Genomic DNA, 23122 nt, shown 5'->3' on the forward strand with positions numbered 1-23122 from the left:
AAACGGCGTTCCTGGCGCTGATGGCGGCGACCGTGCTGATCGGGCTGGTGTCGGTGGCCCTGGTCATGCAGCAGCAGAAGCAGTCACAGCGGCAGATCGTCACGCTGAGCCAGCGCTCGATGCATGCGCTGGCTTCGCAGCGCCTGCTCTCGCGCGGCGAAGCGGTGTCGGCGCAGCTCGCCGATGCCCTGGTGAATCCGCTGTACTACTCCGATCTCGAAGCGATCGGCAGCGCCGTTGGCAACGTGCTGCGCCAGCCCGATGTGAGCTACGTGCTCGTCTATGATGCCCAGGGGCGGCTGGTCCACGACGGCAGCCAGGACATCGAACGCTACGGCCAGCGCATGAGCGATCCATTCGCGCTGGAGGTCATCGGCGCCGGCGGGCAGCTCGTCCAGCGCGACGATTCGATGCTCGACGTCTCCACGCCCATCCGAATCGGCGATCAACGCCTGGGCGGTGTCCGCATCGGCTATTCGCTGGCCACCGTGCGCGACGACGAGGTGGCGATGGCGGACGCGATGCAGGCCCGCCTCGACGAGATCGCCCGGCGCCACCTGGTCGGGCTCGGCGCGTTGCTGCTGGTGCTGCTCGTACTCGGCGGACTGGTCGCCGCGGTGCTGCAACGCCGGCTGGTGCGTCCGGTACGCCAGCTCGCCGCCGCGGCCCAGCAGATCGAGGCCGGGCACTATCACGTCGAGATTCCGGTCGACGCGCGCCAGGACGAGATCGGCGATCTGATGCGTGCGTTCGACCGCATGCGAGACAGCATCGCGCGGCACGATCGCGACATCCGCCGCATGGCGTACACGGATCCGCTGACCGGCCTGGCCAACCGCCTTGCGCTGCGGGAGTCTCTGGACCAGCGCCTGTTGCAGATGCAGGGCTCGGCCGGGCAACTGGCGCTGCTGTTCGCCGACGTCGACAACTTCAAGCGCGTCAACGACACGCTGGGCCACGACGCCGGGGACGAGGCCCTGGTGCAGTTCACCGCACGCATCGATGCCGCCGTTCGCGAATTCGACATCGCCCGTCCCCAGCTGGCGCGATTCGGCGGCGACGAATTCGTCATCCTGCTGCAGGTGCCCGCTGGCAGCGGCGCCGACCTGCGCGACGTCGCCGCCGCGCTGGCGGCGCGGCTGGTCGAGGAGGTCGCGCGGCCCATCGACATCGAGGGCCGGCGCGTTTTTCTCGGCATTTCGATCGGAATCACCGTATTTCCCGACGACGCCAGCAGCGCGACGATGCTGCTCAAGAACGGCGACATCGCGATGTACCAGGCCAAGCTCGCCGGCAAGAACGGCTACCGCTTCTACAGCCTCGCACTGGATCAGGCGGGCGAGCGGCGTATCCACATGGAGCAGGAGCTGCGCGGGGCCTGGGAGCGCGGCGAGCTCAGCCTGGTCTACCAGCCCGTGGTGCGGATGGAGGACCGGGCGCTGGTCGGCGTGGAAACGCTGCTGCGCTGGCAACATCCGGAACTCGGCCACGTGGCGGCGCCGGTGTTCATCGACGTGGCCGAGCAGAGCGGGTTGATCGACGTGATCGGGCCGCTGGTGCTGCGTGCGGCCTGCATCCAGGCACGTGCCTGGCAGCGCCGTTTCACGAAGGCGGGGGCGCTGTTCATTGCGGTCAACGTGTCTCCCCGACAATTGCACAGCACGGTCTTCGCGGCCGAGATCGAGGCCGCACTGCACGACTCGGGCCTGCCGCCTCACCTGCTGCACCTGGAGCTCACCGAGACCGCGGTGATCGGTGACGAGGCCAGGATCGGACAGGTGCTCGGTGAACTGCGCACGCGCGGGGTCAAGATCTGGCTCGACGATTTCGGTACCGGCTTCTCCGGACTCAACCACCTGCGACGGGTGCCGGTGGACGGGGTCAAGATCGACCGCAGCTTCGTGGCCGACCTGTTGCGGGATCCCGACGATCTGGCGCTCACTTCCGCGATCATTTCGATGGCCCATTCCATCGGTATCACCGTCGTCGCCGAGGGTGTGGAAACGGAGGGCCAGTACGAGGTGCTGCGCGATCGCGGCTGCGATCTCGGCCAGGGCTACTGGCTGGGCCCTCCGTTGACGGCGGCGGAGTGCGACGCGCTGCTCGCCTGAAGATCGCCTGCGCTGGGGTTGCCTCCTGGGCCCGCGGCGCCCGGTGCCTGGCGATCGCTCGCGCTTGACGACACGGCCCCAAGACGTGCAGGGCAGCAGCATCGCGCGCTGCGTGACGCCCGACAGTCGGAACGTGCAGGCCCGGTCCTAGAACAGCCGCCCCAGCCACTCGCCGGTCGCGGTCGCCAGGGCGCCGCTGAGCACGCCGAAGAATCCGATGGCGGCCACCCCCACGCCCCATGCCCACAGCATCAGCGCCCCGTCGCGTTCGAGCAGGGCCAGCGCGAACGCCAGCAGCAGCAGGCCGAAGACGTAATTGGTGAACGGGATCGGCAGGGCCAGCAGGATCCCCAGCAGCACCAGCACCAGTCCAGTGAACATGGTCGCTGCCCGATGGTCGAGCACGTGCGTCAGGCGCGCCCGGCTCAGCCGCTCGAGCCGTCTGAGCCAGGGATCGAGCACGGCCTCGAACCGCTGCACCGCGCGGCGATGGGGGCCGCGTTGCGCGAGCCATCGCGGCAGCCAGGGCTTGCGCATGCCGAGCAGCAACTGCACACCGATCAGCACGACCAGCGGGCCACCGATGGCGCCGCCAACCCCGGGAACGGGAATGAAGGCGGGCAGGGTGGCCATGAACAGCATCATGCCGAAGACCCGCTTGCCCAGCCCGAGCAGCAGGTCGTCGAAGCGCAGGGTGTCGGCCGGATCGCCTTGTGCCATTGCCGCCAGCAACTCGCGGGTGCCCGCTTGCCCGCGCTGGTCGGACTCAGGCGGCATCGTCGTGCGTGTCGGACAGGCGCTGCAACAGCAGCTTGTCGACCCTGGGGCCGTCGAGATCGACGATCTCGATGTGCCAGCCGTTCCATTCGAAATGCTCGGCGACGTTGGGAATCCGCCCGAAGCGCGCGATCGTCATGCCGGCCGCAGTGTGGAAGATGTGCTCGTCCTCGCCCGGCAGGGCGCCGCCGCCGAGCAGTTCGCGCAGGGCGCCCGTCGGCAGGGTGCCGTCGACCAGCATCGAGCCGTCCTCGCGCGTGACCACCAGCGGGGTGGCATCGGCGCCGCTGCTCTGGGTGCGGCCGATGACCGCCTCCATGACATCGTTGATCGTCACCATGCCGGTGATGTCGCCGTATTCGTCGACCACCAGGGCCAGCGACTGCTGGTGCTCGCGCAGGATTTCCAGCAGTTTCATCGCCGGCGTCGACTCGGAGACGAACAGCGGCTCGCGCAGGTACTTGAACAGGTCGAACTCGGGCTCCTCGAGGCGGTCGATCAGCGACTTGATCTCGAGCACGCCCACCACATCCGCATCGCTGCCGCGGAACACCGGATAGCGCGAGTACGGCGTCTTGCGCATATCGGCGAGGTTTTCTTCGAAACTGGCGCCGATGTCGAGCCAGGCGATGCGCGTACGCGGAGTCATCAGGCTCTCGGCGTCGCGATCGCCAAGGGTGAGCACCCGGTTGACCATGTTCCGCTCGTCCGTGTCGATCACGCCCTGCTCGTGGCCTTCGCTCACCAGCATGCGGATCTCCTCTTCGGACACCTGGGCCGCCTGGGTGTTGTCCAGTCGCAACAGTTTCAGCAGACCTCGCACGCTGGCGCTGAGCAGCCACACCGCGGGCGTGGCGGCTCGCGACAGCCAGTGCATCGGCAGGGCGACCAGCGATGCCAGGCGTTCGGGCGCCAGCAGTGCGAGCCGCTTGGGCAGCAGTTCGCCGAAAACGATGGTCAGGAACGTGATCAGGCTGACCGCCAGCACGGTGCCGACGGTCGAGGCATAGCTGCCCAGGATCGGCAGACTCGATGCCAGCCAGGTACCGATCGCCGTACCGAGGGCATCGCCGCCGAGCATGCCGGTGAGTACGCCGATCGTGGTGATGCCGACCTGGACCGTGGACAGGAAGCGCTCGGGATGCTCGGCCAGGTCAAGCGCGGCGCGCGCGCTGCGGTGCTCGGCGGCCAGCTGCTTGAGACGCGGCTTGCGGGACGTGACCACCGACATCTCCGACAAAGCGAAGAATGCATTGCAGGCGATCAGCAGCAGCACGATCAGGATCAGTTCCAGCATCGCCGGACCTCCCGCGGTATGTGATGCCGGTCACGGCGATGACGGGGGGCGGCAAGCGGTCGGGCCTGGCGGCGGTTCGGGACCGGCGAGCAGGCGGACGCGGTGGGCGGTCTAGAATCGTCTTCCATGTGCGGGATGAACAGCGCGGGGGGCGCGGCGGGGACTATAGCAGCGGGCCGTGATGGCAATGGCGACCTGAGCCGCGCCGGGCTGGCCGCAACTGTCATTGAGCCGTCATAATTCGCGCCTGCGCAAAGCGTCCCACCCCGGGCACGCGACATCGAGGCGTCCGGCATGTTCTCCCTGCAAACCATCTTCGGCCAAGGCAACCAGTTCTACACCCTGCTCGAGGAGGCCGCGGTCGCGGCGCACGACAGCTCCAAGGCCCTGCACGCGATGCTCCGCGATGCCGATCGCCAGCCGGCGCTCGACGCCTTCAAGCTGGCCCGCATGCGCGAGCGCGAGGCGTCCAACAAGATCAGCCAAGCGTTGGTGGACAGCTTCATCACGCCGATCGAGCGTGAGGACATCGAGGCGCTGGGTTCGGCGCTCTACAAGATTCCCAAGCAGATCGAAAAGTTCGCCGATCGCTACTCGCTGGCCACCCAGCACCTCGAACATATCGATTTCGCGCCCCGCGCGGCGATGCTCGAGCAGGCCGCAGCGGTCGTTGTAAAGATGGTGCGCACCCTGCGCAGCATGAAGCTCGAGCCGATGAAGGCGCTCAACGACGAGCTGCGCGCGCTGGAGAACGAAGCCGACCGGCTGATGCTCGAGCTGTACCGCGACATCTATTCGGGGAAGCTCGACCCGCTGCAGATGTTCCTGCTCAAGGAATTCTTCGAGATCCTCGAAAAGGCGATCGACCGCTGCCGCGAAGCCGGCGTGGTCGCCTACGAGATCGTGCTCAAGAACTCCTGACGGGCCGACCTCATGCTGACCCTCGTGCTGATCGTGGTCGCGACCGCGCTGGTGTTCGAATACATCAACGGGTTCCACGATACCGCCAACTCGATCGCCACCGTCGTGGCGACCAAAGTGCTTTCGCCGATGCAGGCCGTGGGCCTGGCCGCCTCGATGAACCTGATCGGCGCCCTGGCGGGAACCGCTGTGGCGCAGACCATCGCTTCGGGCCTGATCGATGCAGGGGTCGTCGAAGTCGGTTCGCAGCTGATCCTGTGCGCGCTGGTGGGCGGGATCGTCTGGAACCTGATCACCTGGTGGTTCGGTCTGCCCTCATCGTCCTCGCATGCGCTGATCGGCGGATTGATCGGCGCCGCGCTGGCCGCGGCCGGAATGAACTTCGACGTGGTGATCTGGTCGGAGCCCGCAGAACCGATCTGGCGCAGCGCCGGCGTGTTGTGGAAGGTGGTCGTGCCGATGGTCGGCTCGCCAGTCCTCGGTTTCGCCGCCGGCTTCCTGATGATGGGGTTGCTGTTCTTCATCATCTCGATGATGGCGCGCAGCGGCGGTGTGCTGGCGCGCCTCGCCCGTCCGCGCTGGGTCAATGCGTTGTTCGGCAAGAGCCAGATCGTCAGCGCCGCCGGTATGGGGTTCGCGCACGGCATGAACGATGCGCAGAAGACGATGGGCATCGTCGCGTTGACCCTGGTCAGCGCCCAGAGCGTGGGGACGCTCGACAACCTGCCGGACTGGCTCGCCTTCCTGCATCCCTCCCCTGGCGCGCTGGCCAATGGCGACATCGACCTGTGGATCAAGATCAGCTGCGCGCTGGTGATGGCGGCCGGCACCGCGGCTGGCGGCTGGCGCATCATCAAGACGCTCGGCCACAAGCTGGTCAAGCTGCATCCGATCCACGGCTTCGCCGCCGAGACCAGCGCCGCGTCGGTGATCCTGGCCGCGTCGTCGCTCGGTATCCCGGTTTCGACCACCCACAACATCTCCTCGGCGATCATGGGTGTGGGCACGGCCAAGCGGCTCAATGCGATCAAGTGGAGCGTGGTCAACAAGATGATCTGGGCGTGGATCCTGACCATCCCGATGTCGGGCGGTATCGCCTATGGCCTGTTCCGGACGCTCCATCACTTCGGCTGGGTATGAGTTGCGCAGCTGCCTGCGGGCGGTTTGCTAGAGTCGCCTGACACCGCATGAGGATGTGCCTGTGAATCGACTCGGTCTGACCAACATTTATCTGAAGTGTGGGCTGCTTCTGATTCTGTTCGGCATCGTCTGCGGGCTCATCGTGTTCAATGTGCAGCTCGGGAACACGCGCACCCGCGAGCTGATGATCTGGGGAGCGATGGGGGGCTTCATGAGTGGTCTCGTGCTGTACGGGATCGGTCGCATCAAGCACGCCTTGCGGCATCCCGGCCGCTCGGACGCACGATCCTGATTTTGATCGCCTGCAAGGCGGACGCTGCCCTGGACGGTTACGCAGCTGCCCGCGAGCGCATCCTCGCCGCCATCCGCGCGGTACCTGCGGGCAGCGTTGCCGGCTATGGGCACATCGCGCGCCGTGCCGGGCTGCCGGGCCGCGCGCGACTGGTCGCGCGGGTATTGCGTGACCACGGCGATCCGGAGTTGCCGTGGCACCGCATCGTCCGCAGCGACGGTCGCATCGCGTTTCCCGAGCAGTCCGCGGGCTTTGCGGAGCAGGCGCGCCGCCTGCACGCCGAAGGCGTCACGGTGACCCGTGGACGCGTGCGCATGCCGGTCGAAGACGGTCTCGACAAAGCGCTGTGGGGACCCGGCGCACCCGACTGATCCTGCACGGTCGCATCCACTCGCGGCCCGCTATCATGGCGCCGCACAGTGAGGAGTCCGGATGTTTCCGAGGTTGCCACAGGCCGTCAAAGCGATCCTGGCCATCAATGTCGTCGTGTTCGTCCTGCAACTTGTGCTGGGCAACGCGCTGGCGGTGTTCATGCTGTGGCCGCTGGGCGGGAGCGAGGTCGGTGGGCTCGGCTTCATGCCGTGGCAGCTTGTGACCTACGGCTTCATGCACGACCCGCGCAACATCGCGCACCTGGCGTTCAACATGCTGGCGCTTGTGATGTTCGGCTCCCAGCTCGAGTACACCTGGGGCACGCGGCGCTTCGTCACCTACTACCTGGTCTGCGTGGTCGGCGCGGGGCTGTGCCAGCTGGGCGTGGTCAGCTGGTCGCTGGCCCAGGGCGCGTTTCCGTATCCCACGCTGGGCGCATCAGGCGGCGTGTTCGGCCTGCTGCTGGCCTACGGCGTGCTGTTCCCGAACCAGCGCCTGGTGCTGCTGTTTCCGCCGATTCCGATGCGTGCACGCACCCTGGTCATCGTCTACGGCCTGGTCGAACTGGTGCTCGGTATCACCGGCACGCGCTCGGGCGTTGCGCACTTCGCACATCTGGGCGGCATGCTGTTCGGCTGGCTGCTGCTGCAGCACTGGCGCGGACGCCCGCCGTTCAACCGCGGCGGGCGCAAGCGTCACGTCCGCAGGCTCTGAAGCGCCGCGCGGGGCGGCTGCCGCAAGATGGCTGCCAGGCCCTCCGAAGCCTTGCGACGATTCCCGGCCTCGCGGTGACCCCGGCGCAAGCGCGGCCTCCCGGGACCATGCATCTTCGCTGATACCGGTGGGAGGGCCGCTACCCGGCAGCGCGCCGGCGACCAGCTGAAGCGAGGTGTGGCCCGATCTCCGCGGTCAAAAAAAATGCGCCGGACAGGCCGGCGCATTTGAAGGAACAGGCGCGACTCGGCTCAGCGCCAGATGCGGACCTGGTCTTCGGGCTTGCGGCCCATCGGGTCGGTCGCCTTGCACTTGAACGTCTCGGTATAGGCCGGCAGGTTCGAGACCGGACCGTTCGCGCGCCACTGGCCCGGTGCGAAGATGCTGTTGGAGGCGTTGCGGGTGGCGAGGTCGACCGACGCCTGCTGGCGCCACAGCTGCGCCCAGCCGCGGAAGAAGGCTTCCCGGGCCGGCTGCGTCAGCTCCGGGCTGGCCTGCTGCAAGGCATCCCAGGCCAGTTCCACGCCGGCCAGGTCGGCAGCGTTCTCGTCGCGGGTCAGCGCGCCGTTCACCTGGACGCCGCTCAGGCCCGGATAGCCGTAGGCGTTGTACTGGGCCACAAGCTTGTCGGTCGCGGTCAGCCAGCCAGCGTCGTCATCGACGCTCCACCAGGTCCGCACGGTGCCGGTGCTGTCGACATGCTTGCCCTTGGTGTCGACGGCGCGGCTGAGCTCATGACCGACCAGCGCACCGTAGGTGCCGTAATGCGCGGCGGGATCGGCGGCGATGTCCAGCACGGGGGCCTGCAGTATCGCGGCGGAAACGATCAGGCGGTTCTGCGCCGGGTCGTAGGCCAACGCCGGGGTCTGCGGAAGCACGTCCCAGCGGCGCGCGGCGTTCGCCTGGCCGATACGGCGCATCTCCTGGGCGTGGCGCCAGGTCGAGGCGATCAGCATGTTGCTGCCGAAGCTGGCGCGGCCCATGGGCTGGACGGTGTAATCGATGTCCTGCACCGGCGCGCCGATCTCGATCGACAACGCGGCCAGCTTGGCCTTGCCTTCGGTCTTCGCCGCATCGGTCATCCACGTGCTGCGGTCGATGCCGCGGCCGAGTGCGTCGCGGACCTGGCCGGCGACGGTTTCGGCGCGGGCGCGGCTGGCCTCGGGGAGGTACGTGGCGACGTATTCGCGCGACATCATCGGACCGGCTGCGCGGTTGATCGCGCCCAGTACCAGCTCCTGGCGCGTGGGCTGGGCGTTCTCGCCGCGCAGGATGCGGCCGTGGAAGTCGTACTCGGCCTCGCGGAAGCTCTTCGACAGGTAGGGCGCCATCGCGTTGCCGATGTGGAAACGCAGATAGGCCTTCCACTGTTCGGGCTTGAGGCCGTTGACCAGCGTATCGAGCTGGGTGAACAGCGCCGGATTGGCCAGCGAGACCTGCTGCGCCTGCACGCCCTGCGCGGCGAGGAATTCGCCCAGTTGCAGGCGACGGAACTGCTTGTCGAGGCTGGCGGTATCGACGAGCGCGTACTGTGCGCGGGGATCGCGCAGCTCGGCCAGTGGCCTGGACGCGGCGGCGATACGGCGCTCGAGGTCGAGCACCAGCGCGGTCTCCGCGTCGAGGCGGTCTTCGGCGGTTCCGGTCAACGCCAGGATGTTGCGTACGTACTGGGTGTATTGCGCGACGATCTGCTGGGTCTGTGCATCACCGCGGCTGTAATAGGCCGGATCGGGCAGGCCGAGGCCGCCCTGGGTGAAATAGCCCAGGTGGCGGCCGAGATCGGACAGGTCGACTTCCGCGCCGAAATCGAACAGCACCGGAATGCCGACCTGGTGCAGCGCGGCGATAGCTGGCGCCACGTCGCGCGTGCGGCGGATACCCTCGATGCGCGCGATCAGCGGGGCGATCGGCGTGGCGCCATCGGCTTCGACCGCGGCTTCGTCCAGTCCGCTGGCCCAGAAATCACCAAGCAGGCGCTGCACGTCGTTCTGCGGCGCGGTCATCGCGCCATTGAGCAGGTCGTACTGCTGGGTCAGCGCCCGTGCCTGCAATTCGCCGAGTGCCGAGCGCACGCCTTGTCCTGCGGCGACGACGTTGGCATCCAGCCAATCCTTGTTGGTTGCGCTGTAGAGATCGGTGCAGGTGGTGACGGGCGGCGGCCCCTTCGGTGCGGCGGCGCCGCGACGCTGGGCGTCGGCATCGGAACTCAGGCCCACGAGCAGGGCGATGGAGGCGGCGAGCAGGGCAGGGCGGGCAAACGTGTGCGGAAGCGACATTGCGAGGTCCGTGCGGGCGTGAATCGCGCAAGTCTAGCAAGGCACGTGGTCGCGGCACGTAGGGCGTTCGACCGGCCGCGCAGCCCGCATGCCGAACGGTGCGGGCCTGCTCTTCGTCGGTGGGCGGAAAAGTCGTCCGGCGCAGCCGGGAGCCGGAGCGCGGCTGGGCGCCGATAGGACGCTTGGGGCCGATGCAACGAAAAAGCCCGGCATCGCTGCCGGGCTTCTTCATCCTTCATGCCGCCTGGATCACCAGATCACGACCTGCTGATCGCCGGTGCGCACCATCGGGTCGCCGGGCTTGCACGAGAACGCGACCGCAAAAGCGGGCAGGTTCGACGGCGCGCCGATCGCGCGGAAGTTCGCCGGCGCATGCGAGTCGGTCTTCAGGCGCACGTCGAGCTCCTGCGGGGTGAAGTTGCGGCGCCACACCGTGGCCCAGTTGAGGAAGAAGCGCTGGTCGCGGCTGAGGCCGTCGGTCATCGGGTCGGGCGTGTCGCCCGCCGCCTTCCTCATCGCGTCATAGGCCGTGGCCAGGCCACCGAGGTCGGCGATGTTCTCGCCCAGGGTCAGCTTGCCGTCGACATGCTTGCCCGGCGCCGCCTCGTAGGCATTGAACTGGGAGGTCAGCAGGTCGGTGCGGCTGCTGAAGCCGGTCGCATCGGCCTGGGTCCACCAGTTCTCGAACTTGCCGGTGGGGCCGAAGCGGCTGCCCTGGTCGTCGTAGCCGTGGGTCATCTCGTGCCCGATCACCGCGCCGATGCCGCCGTAGTTCATCTCGTCCGGAGCATTGGGATCGAAGAACGGCGGCTGCAGGATCGCGGCCGGGAACACGATCTCGTTCTGCAGCGGGTTGTAGTAGGCGTTGACCGTCTGCGGCGTCATGCCCCACTCGGTCTTGTCCACGGGCTGGCCGATCTTCGACAGCATCCACTTGTAGTTGAACTGGGTCGCCGCGAGCACGTTGCCGATGTAGCTGTCACGCGAGGTTGCGAGACCGTCCCATTCGCGCCACTTTTCGGGGTAGCCGATCTTCGGCGTGAACGAGGCCCATTTCTCCATCGCCTTGGCCTTGGTCTCGTCGCTCATCCAGTCGAGATTCTCGATCCGGACCTTGAGCGCTTCACTGAGGTTCTCGACCAGCGTTTCCATGCGCGCCTTGGACTCGGCCGGGAAGGCGACCTGCACGTACAGCTGGCCCAGCGTCTCGCCGACCTGGTTGTTGATGGTGTCGAGCACGCGCTTGCCGCGCTCCTTGAGTTCCTTCTGGCCGCGCAGCTTGTTGCCGTAGAAGTCGAAGTTCTCCTGCACGAACTCGTCGCCGAGATACGGCGCCGCGCCGTCGACGAGGTGGTAGCGCAGGTAGCTCTGCCAGTCGGCGACCGGCGTATCGCCGAGCATCGCGCTGAACTCCTTGTGGAACTCCGGAATCGCCAGCGAGAACTTCTCCGGCGCCGGGATGCCCTGCGATTCGAAGAACGTCGTCCACTTGAAGTTCGGTGTGAGCGCGTCGGCCTCGGCCGGCGTCACCGGGTTGTAGAACAGCTTCACATCGCGCGACATCTCGACGCTGGATTTGGACTTGCTTGCCAGCCGCGTCTCGAAGGCCAGCACCGACTTGGCCTGCTTGGCCGCTTCGGCCGCCGGCACGCCGGACAGCTCGAGCATCCTGGCGATGTGGGCGACGTACTGGTCGCGCACTTCGGCCTTGTCGGCATCGGTGTAGTACGTGCTGTCGGGCAGGCCGAGGCCGCCCTGCATCACGTAGGCGATGTTCATCGTGGGCGCATCGAAATCCGCCTCGGGACCGAAGCCGAACAGGCCGCCTTCGCCGCGCGCGTAGGTCTGGCGCAGGTACTCGGCCACGGCAGGGCCGTCGGTCAGCGCGTCGATCTCCGCGAGCCGCGACTTCAGCGGCTCGATGCCCTGGGCATTGATCTTCTCGGCGTCCATGCCGGTGGCCCAGAAGTCACCGACGATCTTCTCGACGCCGTCGGCCTTGCTGTCCGCTGCCGCCTGCTCCACCAGCTGGCGCTGGATCGCGGTCGAGCGCTCGTCGAGCATCTCGAACGCGCCCCACGAGCTGCGGTCGCCCGGGATGGTGTTGGCTGCGAGCCACTTGCCGTTGACGTAGCCGTTGAAATCGGTGCACGCGTTCTTGCTGGTGTCGAGATCGCCGATCTCGAAGCGGTTGACGCCCGGCAGCGTGCTCTCGTCCAGGGGGAGCTTGGCCGCATCGGCATCGCCGGCGGGCGCGGCATCCGTTGCCGTGGGGGTGTCCTGGCCGCGGGAACAGGCGGACAGCGCCAGCACGATCGAACAGGTCAGAAGCAGGCGCCGGGGAGCGAGAGCGATCACGTGGAATCTCCAGAAGGAAGGACCGCCGGGCGATGCCCGGTGTGAGGGCACTCTACGCCTGCGTTCCCGCCGGCAGGGGTGTCGAAGGTCATGCCGGCAGCGGCCGGACACGAGTCGGGGCGGCAGGGCGCGCGGGCCCGCGGCTGCGGCGTGAGCGAGTCAGGTGTCGACAGGGCGCGACCCTGCACGCGGCCAAGCGCTACGTGGATCGCCGGATCGGGATCGGCGGCTTCGCGACGGCCCCCGGCGCGATGCGCGGCTGCAAGGGAGCCGCTCCAGTGACGCCCCGTCACCAGCGAGGATCGCGGCGATCTCGCTGACCGCCGAGAAGGTGATCCGGACCCTGTGTCGCTTGCTGCACACGCCGGTCGATCGGGCACGTCCAATTCGCAGACGGGTGACGCGGCCCGGCCGGCCCCGGGCAGGGCGATGCAAAGTTACTGTCGAATCGGTCAGGGCGCCGACGGACCGTGGGTGTCGGTCCGCGCGGCCGGCACATCGTTGAGCAGCTTGCTCTCCCGCCGGGGACGGGTCAGGGGCGCCGGCCTGGGGCCGGGCGCGGCGGTGTTCTTGATGATCAGCGGAATACCGGCGCGGGTATCGTTGCTGGCGATTTCCAGCTCGAAGCGCTCGGTGTCGAGCCGTCGCACCTGGGCGGCGATCGCCTCGGCCTCTTCCTCCGGCACGTCGAGCGCGTGCAGCGCCTGTGCACCGAACACGACGGCCGATTCGAATGTCTCGCGGATCTGCACATCCACGCCCGCGTTGACCAGCTTGAGCGCGTGGGCACGGTCGTAGGCGCGCACCAGCAGCTTGGCCTGCGGGAACTGCTCGGCCGCCAGTTCGACGATGCGGTCGGCGGCCTCGCGGTCGTCGATGCACACCGCGATCGCGCGCGCGCTGTGCGCGCCGGACGCATGCAGCACGTCCAGCCGCGTGCCGTCGCCGTAGTAGACCTTGAAGCCGAATTCGGCCGCGCTCTGGATCATCTCGATGTCCGTATCGATGATCGTCACGTCCACGTCGCGTGCCAGCAGCGACTGGCTCATGACCTGGCCGAAGCGGCCGAACCCGATGATCAGCACGCTGCCGTTCTGGTTGGCGACCACATCGACGCCATCGAGCGACGGACCCTCGCGGCGCGCGGTCAGCGGTCCGGTCAGCAGCACCAGCAGCGGGGTGAGCGCCATCGACAGCACCACGACCGCGGTCAGGCTCGCGTTGACCTCGACGTCGATCAGGCCGGTGGAGGCCGCGGCGGCGAACAGCACGAATGCGAATTCGCCGCCCTGTGCCATCACCACTGCGCGCTCCAGCGCCTCGCGGTGGGCGCTGCGGGTGATGCGCGCGACGATATAGATGCACAGGGCCTTGGTCGCCATCAGCGCGAGCACCGCCCCGATGATCAGCGGCCAGTTCGCAGCCACCACGGCGAGGTCCAGCGCCATGCCGACGCCAAGGAAAAACAGGCCCAGCAGGATCCCGCGGAAGGGCTCGATGTCGGCCTCGATCTGGTGCCGGAACGAGGATTCCGACAGCAGCACGCCGGCAAGAAACGCACCCATCGCCATCGACAGCCCGCCAAGCTGCATCAGCAGCGCCGCACCGAGCACGACCAGCAGCGCGGCCGCGGTCATGACCTCGCGGGCCTTCGCCGCGGCGAGGATGCGGAACATCGGATTGAGCAGGTAGATACCGGCGACGATCAGCGCGATCAGCGAGCCCATGCCGATCGCGACCGACAGCCATCGCGAGGGCGCGTCAGCCATCGCTGGGTGGGTTGGTGCCAGGAACGCGATCAGGGCCAGCAGCGGCACGATCAGCAGGTCCTCGAACAACAGCACCGAAACGATCTTCTGCCCGTGTGGCAGTGCGAGCTCGCCGCGTTCCGACAGCAGCTGCATCACGACCGCAGTCGAGGTCATCACGAAGCCGGCGGCGCCGACGAAGGCGATGCGCCAGTCGAAACCGAATGCGGCGAGGACCAGGGTGAGGGCGGTGAGCGCCAGCAGGATCTGCAGCGCGCCGAGTCCGAAGATCTGCCGGCGCAGGCCCCACAGGTGCGAGGGGCGCATTTCCAGGCCGATGACGAACAGGAACATCACCACGCCGAGTTCGGCGACATGCAGGATCGACTGTGGATCGTTGAACCAGCCGAAGCCGAATGGGCCGATGGCCAGGCCCGCGGCCAGGTACCCCAGCACCGAGCCGAGCCTGAGCTTGCGGAACAGCGGCACGGCGACGACCGCAGCGCCGAGTAGCGCGACGACCTGGATCAGCTGGCTGGTGGTCTCTTGTGCTTCGGTGGCCATGGAGTGCTTCCTGCATACGGCGTGGCGGGTCGCGCGTTCAGCCGCCGCCCGGTCCGCGCACGAGCGCGCGTTGTGGATCCAGAGCCAGCGGGCGGCGCGCAACAGAGGTCCCGGTCGATCGGGCGGCGTGTTGCCGGAAACGGCGGAGCGCGCGCCCCAGCTCCTTCGAAGCTGGCGGAAATGGTGACACAGCGCCGAACTCTCGCCCAGCACGCACGCACCGGGCCCGACCCCGGGACGCGCAGCCCACGGACATCCGTCACGGGATGACGCACGCCGCAACGCGGCAGTGGCTGCCGGGGCTGAATTGGCGTAGACTCCATCCGGTTCTGCAACACGGCTGCCCCTGTCCGACGCGTTCCGCGCCGACAGATACGATCCTGGTACGCCTTCCGCATTGATCGATCCTGATCCGCGCGGACTTATTCCGCACGTCTTTCGTCGCGCAGACCACGGCCCGGAGCATCCGGCAGCCGTTTCATCATTGCTCGCAGCGCGGTTCTGGATAGCTCCGAGCAAGACTTCCCAGCGTTTCCATTCCGGCCGTGCGTCCGCACGGTTCGCGGCTGGTGGCGTGCGGAAGCGCAAGGAGTTCCATCATGACGTTTGAAGATCTCGGGCTGTCGCCCGCGCTGCTGCGCGCGCTCGCCGAAACCAGCTACACCACTCCCACGCCGATCCAGGAACAGGCCATCCCGCTGATCCTCGGTGGCAACGACGTGCTTGGCGGCGCCCAGACCGGCACCGGCAAGACCGCTGCATTCGGCCTGCCGCTGCTGCAGCGCCTGGCCAAGGAAACCCCGCCCAAGGGTCCGCGCAAGCCGCGCGCGCTGATCCTGGTGCCGACCCGCGAACTTGCAGTGCAGGTTGCCGAGAACCTCAAGACCTACGGTCGTCACCTGCGCATGAACGTCACCACGATCTTCGGTGGCGCCGGCATGCAGCCGCAGATCGACAACCTGCGCCGCGGCGTCGACGTGCTGATCGCCTGCCCGGGCCGGCTGATCGACCATATGGACAGCGGCCACGCCAAGCTCGACGCAGTCGAGGTGCTGGTGCTCGACGAAGCCGACCGGATGCTCGACATGGGCTTCCTGCCGCAGATGAAGCGCATCATGAGCCGTGTGCCCAAGACGCGTCAGACACTGCTGTTCTCGGCCACGTTCGAGCCGCGGATCAAGGCGATGGCGCTGGAGTTCATGCGCGATCCCAAGCAGGTCACGGTGGCGGCCAACAGCACCATCGCCGAGACCATCGCCCACCGCGCGCACCCGGTCGACAACGCCCGCAAGCGCGACCTGCTGGTCGAGCTGCTCTCCAAGCGCCACATGGATCAGGTGCTCGTGTTCGGCAAGACCAAGCACGGCTGCAACCGCCTGGCCGAGCAGCTCGCCGAGTCCGGCCTGCCATCGGTTGCGATCCACGGCAACAAGAGCCAGGCGCAGCGCCAGAAGGCGCTGGACGCGTTCAAGTCCGGTCGCGCCCGCATCCTGGTGGCGACCGACGTCGCCGCGCGCGGTCTCGACATCCCGAACCTTCCGCTGGTGATCAACCACGACCTGCCGATGGTCGCCGAGGACTATGTGCACCGCATCGGCCGTACCGGTCGCAACGGTGCGACGGGCGAGGCGCTGTCGCTGGTGTCGCCGGAAGAAGGCGGCCTGCTGCGGCAGATCCAGCGCATGCTCAATGCCGAGATCACGATGGAGACGGTGGAAGGCTTCGCGCCGAGCCAGCCGATCCGGCTTGATACGCCGATCCCGAAGAATGGCGGAGGCGGTCAGCGTCGCCAGCCGGGCGGCGGCCGACCGGGCGCGCGCATGGGCGAGCAGAAGCCGGGTGGTGAGCGCGCACCGCGCAAGCCGGGCAACCGGGGCCATGGCAAGCCGGCGGATCGCAGCGTGCATGCGCATGCCGGTCCCAAGCAGCACCGTCCGGGCGCTGGCCGCGCGCAGTCCGAGCGTCGCGACAGCCGGGCCTGATCCCGGGCTGGGCCCGGCGGCCACGCCGTCCGGGTCTCACCGGATCAGGTCAATACACAAGGCCGCCTTCGGGCGGCCTTGTGCTGTCCGGTATTTGCGGCCACGGCGCGCGTCAGTCCGGCGGGCGATCCGCCCTGAGCTGGCCGCTGGCGGCAGACGTCCTGCATCGTCCCGCCAGGCTTGCATCGCCGGCGCGCGCGTCTCCGGCCCGGTGCGGTGCGAACCGGTCTCTGGTGCATGGAGCGTGTCCGCGGCGAGCGCCTGTCGGGCCTGGCAGGGCTCCGGGTCGCGAGGGACTGGGCGAGGGGATGTGCGGCTGGTGCGTGCGCGCGGCGCGCGGGGGCAATAGGTCATTCCTCGTCGCCGCGGAGCTCGGACGGGGTGGCCCGGCGCGCGGCTGTCGGGATTGGCGGCGGTGCGCTGCCTTGAGCGGCTCGATCGCCACGGCGCCATTGCGGGCAGCCTGGAGCGGGCTCATGCGGGACCGTCCCGCGCCTGGCGAGGGACGCGCCAGCGCCCTCGCATGGGAAACCGCGCCTGTCACCAGATCCGCCGGCGTGCAGCGGGGTGGAGCGGGGCGCCCGCGGCGCTTCGATGGACCAGCTTGCTGCGACGGACGTCGCTAGCCCCTTCGCGTGGGGCAGGGGCGTAGCTGGCGCGCCAGAAACGGAAAAGGCCGCCTGATGGCGGCCTTCCGGTACGCGGGGCAGTGCCTCAGACGCCGGCGACGCGGCGCGCGGACTTGAAGCGGGTGGCCCAGTAACCCGAGTCGAGCTCGGACACCATCACGTCCTTGCCCGAGCGCGGTGCGTGCACGAAGCGGCCCTCGCCCAGGTAGATGCCGACATGGTCGATGCGATTGCCGCCGCGGCCGAAGAACACCAGATCGCCGGCAGTCAACGCGGCGCGCTCGACGCGCTCGCCGTTCTTCGCCATGTCGCGCGAGACGCGGGGCAGCTCGATCCCGAGCGCGGTGCGGAACACATAACCGACGAGACCGCTGCAGTCGAAGCCGGCGTCGGGGCTGGAGCCGCCCCAGCGGTAGGGCGTGCCGATCAGGGTCAAGGCGCGCTTGAGCAGGCCTTCGACGCGGCCGTCGGTGCGGGCGACGGGAGTCTCCACATCCATTGCGATGAGCTGGTTGACGTCGCTGGCAAGCAGCACTTCGGGCGAAGCGACCTGGGCAGCCGGCGCGGTCAGCGAGCGTGCGACCGAGGTAGTGGTTGCGAGCTGGTCGGCCGAGTCGCCGGCAAGGCCGGGACCTGCGAAGACGGGGGCTGCGGCGACAGTGAGAATGCCGGCGAAGAGGGCGCTGCGGAGGCGGCTGGGGCGGATGGCGCGGGCGCCCTGCGTTGCGGTTGTCTTCGTCACGGGGGTTTCACATTGTCGCGGACCAGCGAGGGAAGCTACCGGACGGGGATGTGAAAATTGTTAAACAAAAATAAATGAATGCGACCAAGTCCGCGTTTTTGAACAGAATTCAGTGAAGAAATTGTGTGTGGCTAGTGCAGGACACGTTTAGATCCCGAGTAGTTGCTGCGCCAGTAGGCGCCGTCGAGATGGTCCAGCCGGACGGTTCCTCCGGTGCTGGGGGCATGCACGAACCGGCCCTCGCCGACGTAGATGCCGACGTGCGAGACGCTGCCGCCACTACCGAAGAACACCAGGTCGCCGGTGGTCAGCCGGCCCGGATCGATCCTGGGCCCCTGATAGGCGTAGAGATCGCGCGAGGTTCGCGGCAGACGCAGGTCGAGCATGTCGCGAAAGACGTAGTTGACCAGCCCACTGCAGTCGAAGCCGCCTTCGGGGGTATTGCCGCCGTAGCGGTAGGGCGTGCCGACCAGGCTGATCGCGCGCATCAGCACCGCGTTCGCGGCGCCCGGGTCGGCCGGTGCGACCGGTGTCCAGGCCCGGGTGGCAGCAGTTGCGGGCGTGGCAGGCCGCACGTCGTCGCGACCGCAACCGGTCATCAGCAGTCCGGCCAGGGCCGTCGCCATCGCGAGGCGCGGCGCCATGGTTGGCGCCGGCGCGCCGGAGCCGGGATAATGTGGGATTGCTCGCATGGGGCGTCCGACCGGAATGACCGTCGGCATCGTGCCCCAGCGACACCATCCTCCTCAAGCGGCGCCGCCGCGTTACCGGGTAATCCAATGAAGATCGAGAAAGACCGCGTCGTCCGTTTCCATTACAGCGTCGCGGAAGCCGGCCAGGAACCGGTGGAAACCTCGCGCGGCCGGGAACCGCTGGCCATCCTGTTCGGGCACGGCAACATCATCCCGGGGCTGGAGAAGGCGATGGAAGGCCACGAGGCCGGCGACACCTTCAAGGCCGATGTGACCGCGGCCGACGCCTACGGCGAGCGTCGCGAGGGCATGGGCCAGCGCGTGCCCAAGAAGCATTTCGGTGACCAGAGGCTGTCGGTCGGCCAGCAGGTCGTGCTCAACACCAGCTTCGGCCCGCGTGCGGTGACGATCGAGAAGATCGGCATGAGCGTGGTCGATGTCGACCTCAACCACCCGATGGCCGGCAAGGATCTGCAGTTCGACATCGAGATCGTCGACGTGCGCGAAGCCACGCCCGAGGAAATCGAGCACGGCCACGTGCACGGCGACGGCGGCCACCAGCACTGATCGATCTTGCGCCGGCCGCCCCCGGCCGGCGCGCACCCCCGGGAAATACCGATGCGGACGCAGGCCGCGCTCGGTCCGGTGCCCACCGGCGAGCGCCTCGACGTGATGGACGTGCTGCGTGGCATCGCGCTGCTGGGCGTGTTCGTAATGAACATCGAGTGGTTCAACCGGCCTATGCAGCAGATGGGCTCGGGCATTCCGGTCGACGCGGCGGGTCTCGACTACGTCATCGCGTGGCTCATCCATGTCTTCGTGGCCGGCAAGTTCTGGACGATGTTCTCGCTGCTGTTCGGCATGGGCTTCGTGCTCATGAGCGGGCGCATCGAGGCTGCGGGCCTGTCGGTGGAGCGCATCTACCTGCGCCGAATGGCCGGACTGCTGCTGCTGGGCATCCTGCACATCGTGCTGTTGTGGCCGGGCGACATCCTCGTCACCTACGCGGTGGCGGGGGTGCTGCTGATGGTGATGCGCGGACTCACGCCGAAGTGGCAGCTGCTGACCGGGCTGCTGCTCTACGCGAGCATCGTGACGCTCTACCTGCTGTTCGCCGCAATGATGCTGATGCTGCCTGAGGACCTGCTCGCCGAGATGGCGGCGCCGCTCGTGGCCGGCGCCGGGCGCGCCGAGCATGTGTATCCCGATGGCGGTTTCGCCGCGGTCACCATGCAGCGCGTCAGCGACTACATGGCGATCGGCCTGCAGAGCCAGGTCATGACGGTGCCGATGGCGCTCGGGGTATTCCTCGTCGGCAGCTGGCTGCTGTCGGGCGGTGGGCTGCAGTCGCCCGCCGTGCACCGGGACTTCTGGTGGCGCCTGCTGGCATGCATGCTGCCGCTGGGACTTGCATTCACTGCTGCGGCTGTCGCGCTGGGCACCAGTTTCGACCTCGGGGCGATGGAGCCGCGCGCAGTGTTTGCCCAGGCATTGATGCTCGGGGGCGCGCTGCCGATGGCGCTCGCCTACGTCGCCTTGATCGTGCTGGCCTGGTCCAGCGGGGCGGGCGCGCGCGTGCTGGGCGTGTTCGCGCCGGCCGGGCGCATGGCCCTGACCCATTATCTGGGCCAGTCGCTGATCTGTTCGCTGCTGTTCTACGGTTACGGCCTGGGCATGTGGGGCGAGCTTGACCGCGCCGCGCAGACCGGCCTGGCGTTGGCTGTGTTCGCGCTGCAGGTGGCCATCAGTCATGTCTGGCTCGCGCATCACCGGTACGGCCCGATGGAATGGGTCTGGCGCTGGCTGACCTACGGGCGCCGTCCGGGCTGGCGTCGCGTGCCCGCGCTGCCGTGAACGCGACGCCGTCCAACATCGGCGACGACGTGTTGATCGTCGGCGGCGGAGTCATCGGCCTAGCCAGCGGCATTGCCCTGCTGCAGGCCGGGCGCGGCGTGCGCGTGCTCGAGGCGGGCTCGGCAGGTTGCGGCAGTTCGCACGGCAACTGCGGCACCATCACCCCGAGTCACGCCGCGCCGCTCGCCGCGCCCGGCACGATCGCCAAGGCCCTGCGCTGGATGCTGACGCCAGACGCGCCGTTCCGGGTCAGCCCGCGTCTGGATCCGGCGTTGTGGCGCTGGATGGCCGGGTTCGCGATGCGCTGCAACCGGCGCGACTGGCTGCATGCGATGCGGGCACGCTCGACGATCCTGGAAGCCTCGCGCGCCGCGTTTCCCGACTGGCTAGCCACGCTGGGGATCGATTGCGAGTTCGAGGCATCGGGCGTCGATTACGTCTATCGGGACCGCGCTGATTTCGAGGCCTTCGAAGACGAGGCGCAGCAGCTGCGTGCGCTCGGCGTCGCGGTGGAGCGCATCGAAGGCGACGCCTATCTGCGCCAGGAACCCGCGCTGCGCGAAGGCGTGGTCGGCGCGATCCGCTTTCCCGGCGACGCCCGGCTGCGACCGGACCGCTATGTCGCCGGGCTCGCACGCGCCTTCCGCGCGCTCGGCGGCGAGCTGGTCGAGCATTGCGAGGTGCTGGGCGTGGAGGAGACCGGCGACGGCGTCGTCGTGCAGACCGGGCAGGGCACCTTCAACGGTCGCGACCTGCTGCTGGCGACCGGCGCCTGGTCGCCGCTGCTCGCGCGCAGCCTGCGCCTGCGCGTCCCGGTGCAGCCGGGCAAGGGCTATTCGATCACCTATTCGCGCCCGTCGATCGTGCCGCGCAATCCGATGGTGCTGCACGAGCGCAGCGTCTGCGTGACGGTCTGGGACAGCGGTTTCCGGCTCGGCAGCACGATGGAATTCTCCGGCTACGACCGCTCGCTCAACCGCGTGCGTCTGGATGCACTGGAGCGTTCGGCGCGCGAATACCTGCACGAGCCGGTGGGTCCGGTGCGCGAAGAGGAATGGTTCGGCTGGCGGCCGGTGAGCATCGACGACGTGCCGATACTCGGGCCTGCGCCCGGTTATCGTCATCTCTGGCTGGCCACCGGTCATGGCATGCTGGGGGTCAGCATGAGCGTGGCGACCGGACAGTTGATGAGCGACCTGATCTGCGGCCGCGCGCCGCGCTTCGACCCGGCCCCCTACGCACCGGCGCGATTCCCGTGAGCGGTGCCAGCCCCGATGATCGCGACCTGCTGCATTTCGACCTGATTGTGCTGGGCGGGGGGTCTGGCGGACTCGCCGCCGCGTTCCGCGCCGTCGAACATGGCCAGCGCGTCGCGCTGGTCGAACCCGGTGCGCTGGGCGGCACCTGCGTCAACGTCGGTTGCGTACCCAAGAAGGCGATGTGGCTCGCGGCGGACCTGGGCACGCGTCTGGAGCAGGCGGCGCGGCTGGGCTTCGACCTGCCGATGGATCGCCGGGTCGGGTTCGACTGGGCCAGGTTCATCACCGACCGCCAGCGCTACATCCACGGCATCCACCACAGCTACGGCGAGCGGCTTGACCGCGCCGGCATCATGGTGCTGCCGGCCCGCGGACGCCTCGCCGGGCCGGGGCGCGTCGATACCGACGCGGGCGCGCGCCTGGCAGCCCCGCACATCGTGCTCGCCACCGGATCGTCCCCGGTGCGGCCGGACGTGGCCGGCGCTTCGCTGGGCGCGGTGTCGGATGACTTCTTCGGCTGGAACGCGGCGCCGCCGCGCCTGGCGATCATCGGCGGCGGTTACATCGCCATCGAACTCGCCGGCGTACTGCAGGCGCTGGGCAGCCAGGTCGAGATGTTCGTGCGCGACCAGCGCCTGCTGCGCCAGGCCGACGCCGAGCTGGTGGAGCAGTTGCAGGAGAACTACAGGCAGCAGGGCATCGGGCTGGTGTTCGGTTACGACCTCCAGGCCCTGCGCCGCGACGACGATGGCCAGCTTCAGCTCGAGGCCCTGGACGGCACCATCCGCGGCGGCTTCGACCAGGTGCTGTTCGCGACCGGGCGGCGACCCAATACCGGCGACATCGGACTCGATACCGTCGGCATTACCCCGGACGGCGCCGGGAACATTCCCGTCGACAGATGGCAGGTGACGCAGGCCGAAGGCGTCTATGCGGTCGGCGACATCTCCGGCTGCGGGCTGGCGCTGACCCCGGTGGCGATTGCTGCGGCCCGGCGGCTGTGCGACCGCCTGTTCGGCGGCCGCCCGGATGCGAAGCTCGACGTCGACAACGTGCCTTCGGTGGTGTTCTCGCATCCGCCGCTGGCCATGGTTGGGCTGACCGAAGCCGAGGCGCGCGAACGGTACGGCGATGACGTGCATGTCTATCGCAGCAACTTCCGGCCGATGCGCGAGGCCCTGGCCGAATCCACGCAGCGCAGCGTATTCAAGCTCGTCTGCATCGGCGCGGAGCGGCGCGTGGTCGGCCTGCATCTGCTCGGCGACTCGGCCGACGAGATCCTCCAGGGCTTCGCGGTGGCGCTCAAGCGGGGCATCACGCTCGACGACCTGCACGACACGATCGCCATCCATCCCACCAGCGCCGAAGAGATCGTGCTGATGCGCTGACACCAT

General features: G+C 68.3%; 18 protein-coding genes. 11 read left to right on the forward strand and 7 right to left on the reverse strand.

Going from position 1 to position 23122, the window contains the following annotated elements; translation table 11 throughout:
• The first annotated feature begins 20 nt into the window (after positions 1 to 20).
• Complete coding sequence (locus EGK76_RS06815; protein ID WP_123832259.1) at positions 21 to 2111, forward strand: EAL domain-containing protein; 2091 nt, start codon at positions 21 to 23, stop codon at positions 2109 to 2111.
• Between the two features lie 147 nt (positions 2112 to 2258).
• On the opposite strand, the gene EGK76_RS06820 is transcribed toward EGK76_RS06815, so the two are convergent.
• Both EGK76_RS06820 and EGK76_RS06825 read right to left on the reverse strand, forming a co-directional pair.
• A complete protein-coding gene (locus tag EGK76_RS06820; protein WP_096297470.1) occupies positions 2259 to 2888 on the reverse strand; it encodes an exopolysaccharide biosynthesis protein in 630 nt (209 codons plus the stop codon).
• Complete coding sequence (locus EGK76_RS06825; protein ID WP_096297471.1) at positions 2878 to 4185, reverse strand: hemolysin family protein; 1308 nt, start codon at positions 4183 to 4185, stop codon at positions 2878 to 2880. Before EGK76_RS06825 ends, EGK76_RS06820 begins: the two co-directional genes overlap by 11 nt.
• Before the next feature lie 294 nt (positions 4186 to 4479).
• On the opposite strand from EGK76_RS06825, the gene EGK76_RS06830 reads away from it, so the two are divergent.
• The 5 genes from EGK76_RS06830 (at position 4480) to EGK76_RS06845 (ending at position 7624) form a co-directional block, all read left to right on the forward strand.
• Entirely contained in the window at positions 4480 to 5106 is a 627-nt protein-coding gene (locus EGK76_RS06830; RefSeq protein WP_096297472.1) for a DUF47 family protein, read from the forward strand.
• A gap of 12 nt (positions 5107 to 5118) precedes the next feature.
• Complete coding sequence (locus EGK76_RS06835) at positions 5119 to 6246, forward strand: inorganic phosphate transporter (protein WP_096297473.1); 1128 nt, start codon at positions 5119 to 5121, stop codon at positions 6244 to 6246.
• A 61-nt stretch (positions 6247 to 6307) separates the two neighbouring features.
• The gene (locus EGK76_RS15525; RefSeq protein WP_179948156.1) at positions 6308 to 6538 is read left to right on the forward strand and encodes a hypothetical protein; all 231 of its coding nucleotides are present in this window, start codon (positions 6308 to 6310) and stop codon (positions 6536 to 6538) included.
• A 2-nt stretch (positions 6539 to 6540) separates the two neighbouring features.
• The gene (locus EGK76_RS06840) at positions 6541 to 6909 is read left to right on the forward strand and encodes an MGMT family protein (protein WP_233580208.1); all 369 of its coding nucleotides are present in this window, start codon (positions 6541 to 6543) and stop codon (positions 6907 to 6909) included.
• Between the two features lie 61 nt (positions 6910 to 6970).
• Positions 6971 to 7624, forward strand: a complete 654-nt coding sequence (locus EGK76_RS06845) for a rhomboid family intramembrane serine protease (protein ID WP_096297474.1) — start codon at positions 6971 to 6973, stop codon at positions 7622 to 7624.
• Positions 7625 to 7875: 251 nt separating this feature from the next.
• Here the strand turns inward: EGK76_RS06845 and EGK76_RS06850 are convergent, their stop codons facing one another.
• From EGK76_RS06850 to EGK76_RS06860, 3 genes are all read right to left on the reverse strand, one after another.
• On the reverse strand, positions 7876 to 9900 hold the full coding sequence (locus EGK76_RS06850) for a M13 family metallopeptidase (RefSeq protein WP_096297475.1): 2025 nt from the start codon (positions 9898 to 9900) through the stop codon (positions 7876 to 7878).
• A gap of 249 nt (positions 9901 to 10149) precedes the next feature.
• On the reverse strand, positions 10150 to 12234 hold the full coding sequence (locus tag EGK76_RS06855) for a M13-type metalloendopeptidase (protein ID WP_123832260.1): 2085 nt from the start codon (positions 12232 to 12234) through the stop codon (positions 10150 to 10152).
• A gap of 476 nt (positions 12235 to 12710) precedes the next feature.
• The gene (locus EGK76_RS06860; protein WP_123832109.1) at positions 12711 to 14570 is read right to left on the reverse strand and encodes a monovalent cation:proton antiporter-2 (CPA2) family protein; all 1860 of its coding nucleotides are present in this window, start codon (positions 14568 to 14570) and stop codon (positions 12711 to 12713) included.
• Positions 14571 to 15169: 599 nt separating this feature from the next.
• Here EGK76_RS06860 and EGK76_RS06865 point away from each other — a divergent pair.
• The gene (locus EGK76_RS06865) at positions 15170 to 16552 is read left to right on the forward strand and encodes a DEAD/DEAH box helicase (RefSeq protein ID WP_123832110.1); all 1383 of its coding nucleotides are present in this window, start codon (positions 15170 to 15172) and stop codon (positions 16550 to 16552) included.
• A 714-nt stretch (positions 16553 to 17266) separates the two neighbouring features.
• Here the strand turns inward: EGK76_RS06865 and EGK76_RS15645 are convergent.
• Together EGK76_RS15645 and EGK76_RS06875 are read right to left on the reverse strand one after the other, a co-directional pair.
• Positions 17267 to 17923, reverse strand: a complete 657-nt coding sequence (locus tag EGK76_RS15645) for a C40 family peptidase (RefSeq protein ID WP_233580209.1) — start codon at positions 17921 to 17923, stop codon at positions 17267 to 17269.
• A gap of 131 nt (positions 17924 to 18054) precedes the next feature.
• Positions 18055 to 18567, reverse strand: a complete 513-nt coding sequence (locus EGK76_RS06875) for a C40 family peptidase (RefSeq protein ID WP_123832111.1) — start codon at positions 18565 to 18567, stop codon at positions 18055 to 18057.
• 135 nt (positions 18568 to 18702) lie between these two features.
• Here EGK76_RS06875 and EGK76_RS06880 point away from each other — a divergent pair, with 135 nt between their 5' ends.
• From EGK76_RS06880 to gorA, 4 genes are read left to right on the forward strand one after another with little or no spacing between them, the layout of a single operon-like run.
• A complete protein-coding gene (locus tag EGK76_RS06880; protein WP_096297479.1) occupies positions 18703 to 19182 on the forward strand; it encodes a peptidylprolyl isomerase in 480 nt (159 codons plus the stop codon).
• Positions 19183 to 19233: 51 nt separating this feature from the next.
• Positions 19234 to 20469, forward strand: coding sequence for a DUF418 domain-containing protein (locus tag EGK76_RS06885; RefSeq protein WP_123832112.1), 1236 nt, complete (start codon positions 19234 to 19236; stop codon positions 20467 to 20469).
• The gene (locus EGK76_RS15650; protein WP_158613460.1) at positions 20466 to 21728 is read left to right on the forward strand and encodes an FAD-dependent oxidoreductase; all 1263 of its coding nucleotides are present in this window, start codon (positions 20466 to 20468) and stop codon (positions 21726 to 21728) included. The genes EGK76_RS06885 and EGK76_RS15650 overlap by 4 nt, the downstream gene beginning before the upstream one ends.
• Positions 21725 to 23116 (forward strand): glutathione-disulfide reductase, encoded by a 1392-nt coding sequence (gene gorA, locus EGK76_RS06895; protein ID WP_233580210.1) that lies wholly within the window; start codon positions 21725 to 21727, stop codon positions 23114 to 23116. Before EGK76_RS15650 ends, gorA begins: the two co-directional genes overlap by 4 nt.
• Positions 23117 to 23122 lie beyond the last annotated feature (6 nt).

The sequence above is a fragment of the Luteimonas sp. 100069 genome, assembly GCF_003813845.1.
Classification (GTDB): domain Bacteria; phylum Pseudomonadota; class Gammaproteobacteria; order Xanthomonadales; family Xanthomonadaceae; genus Luteimonas; species Luteimonas chenhongjianii.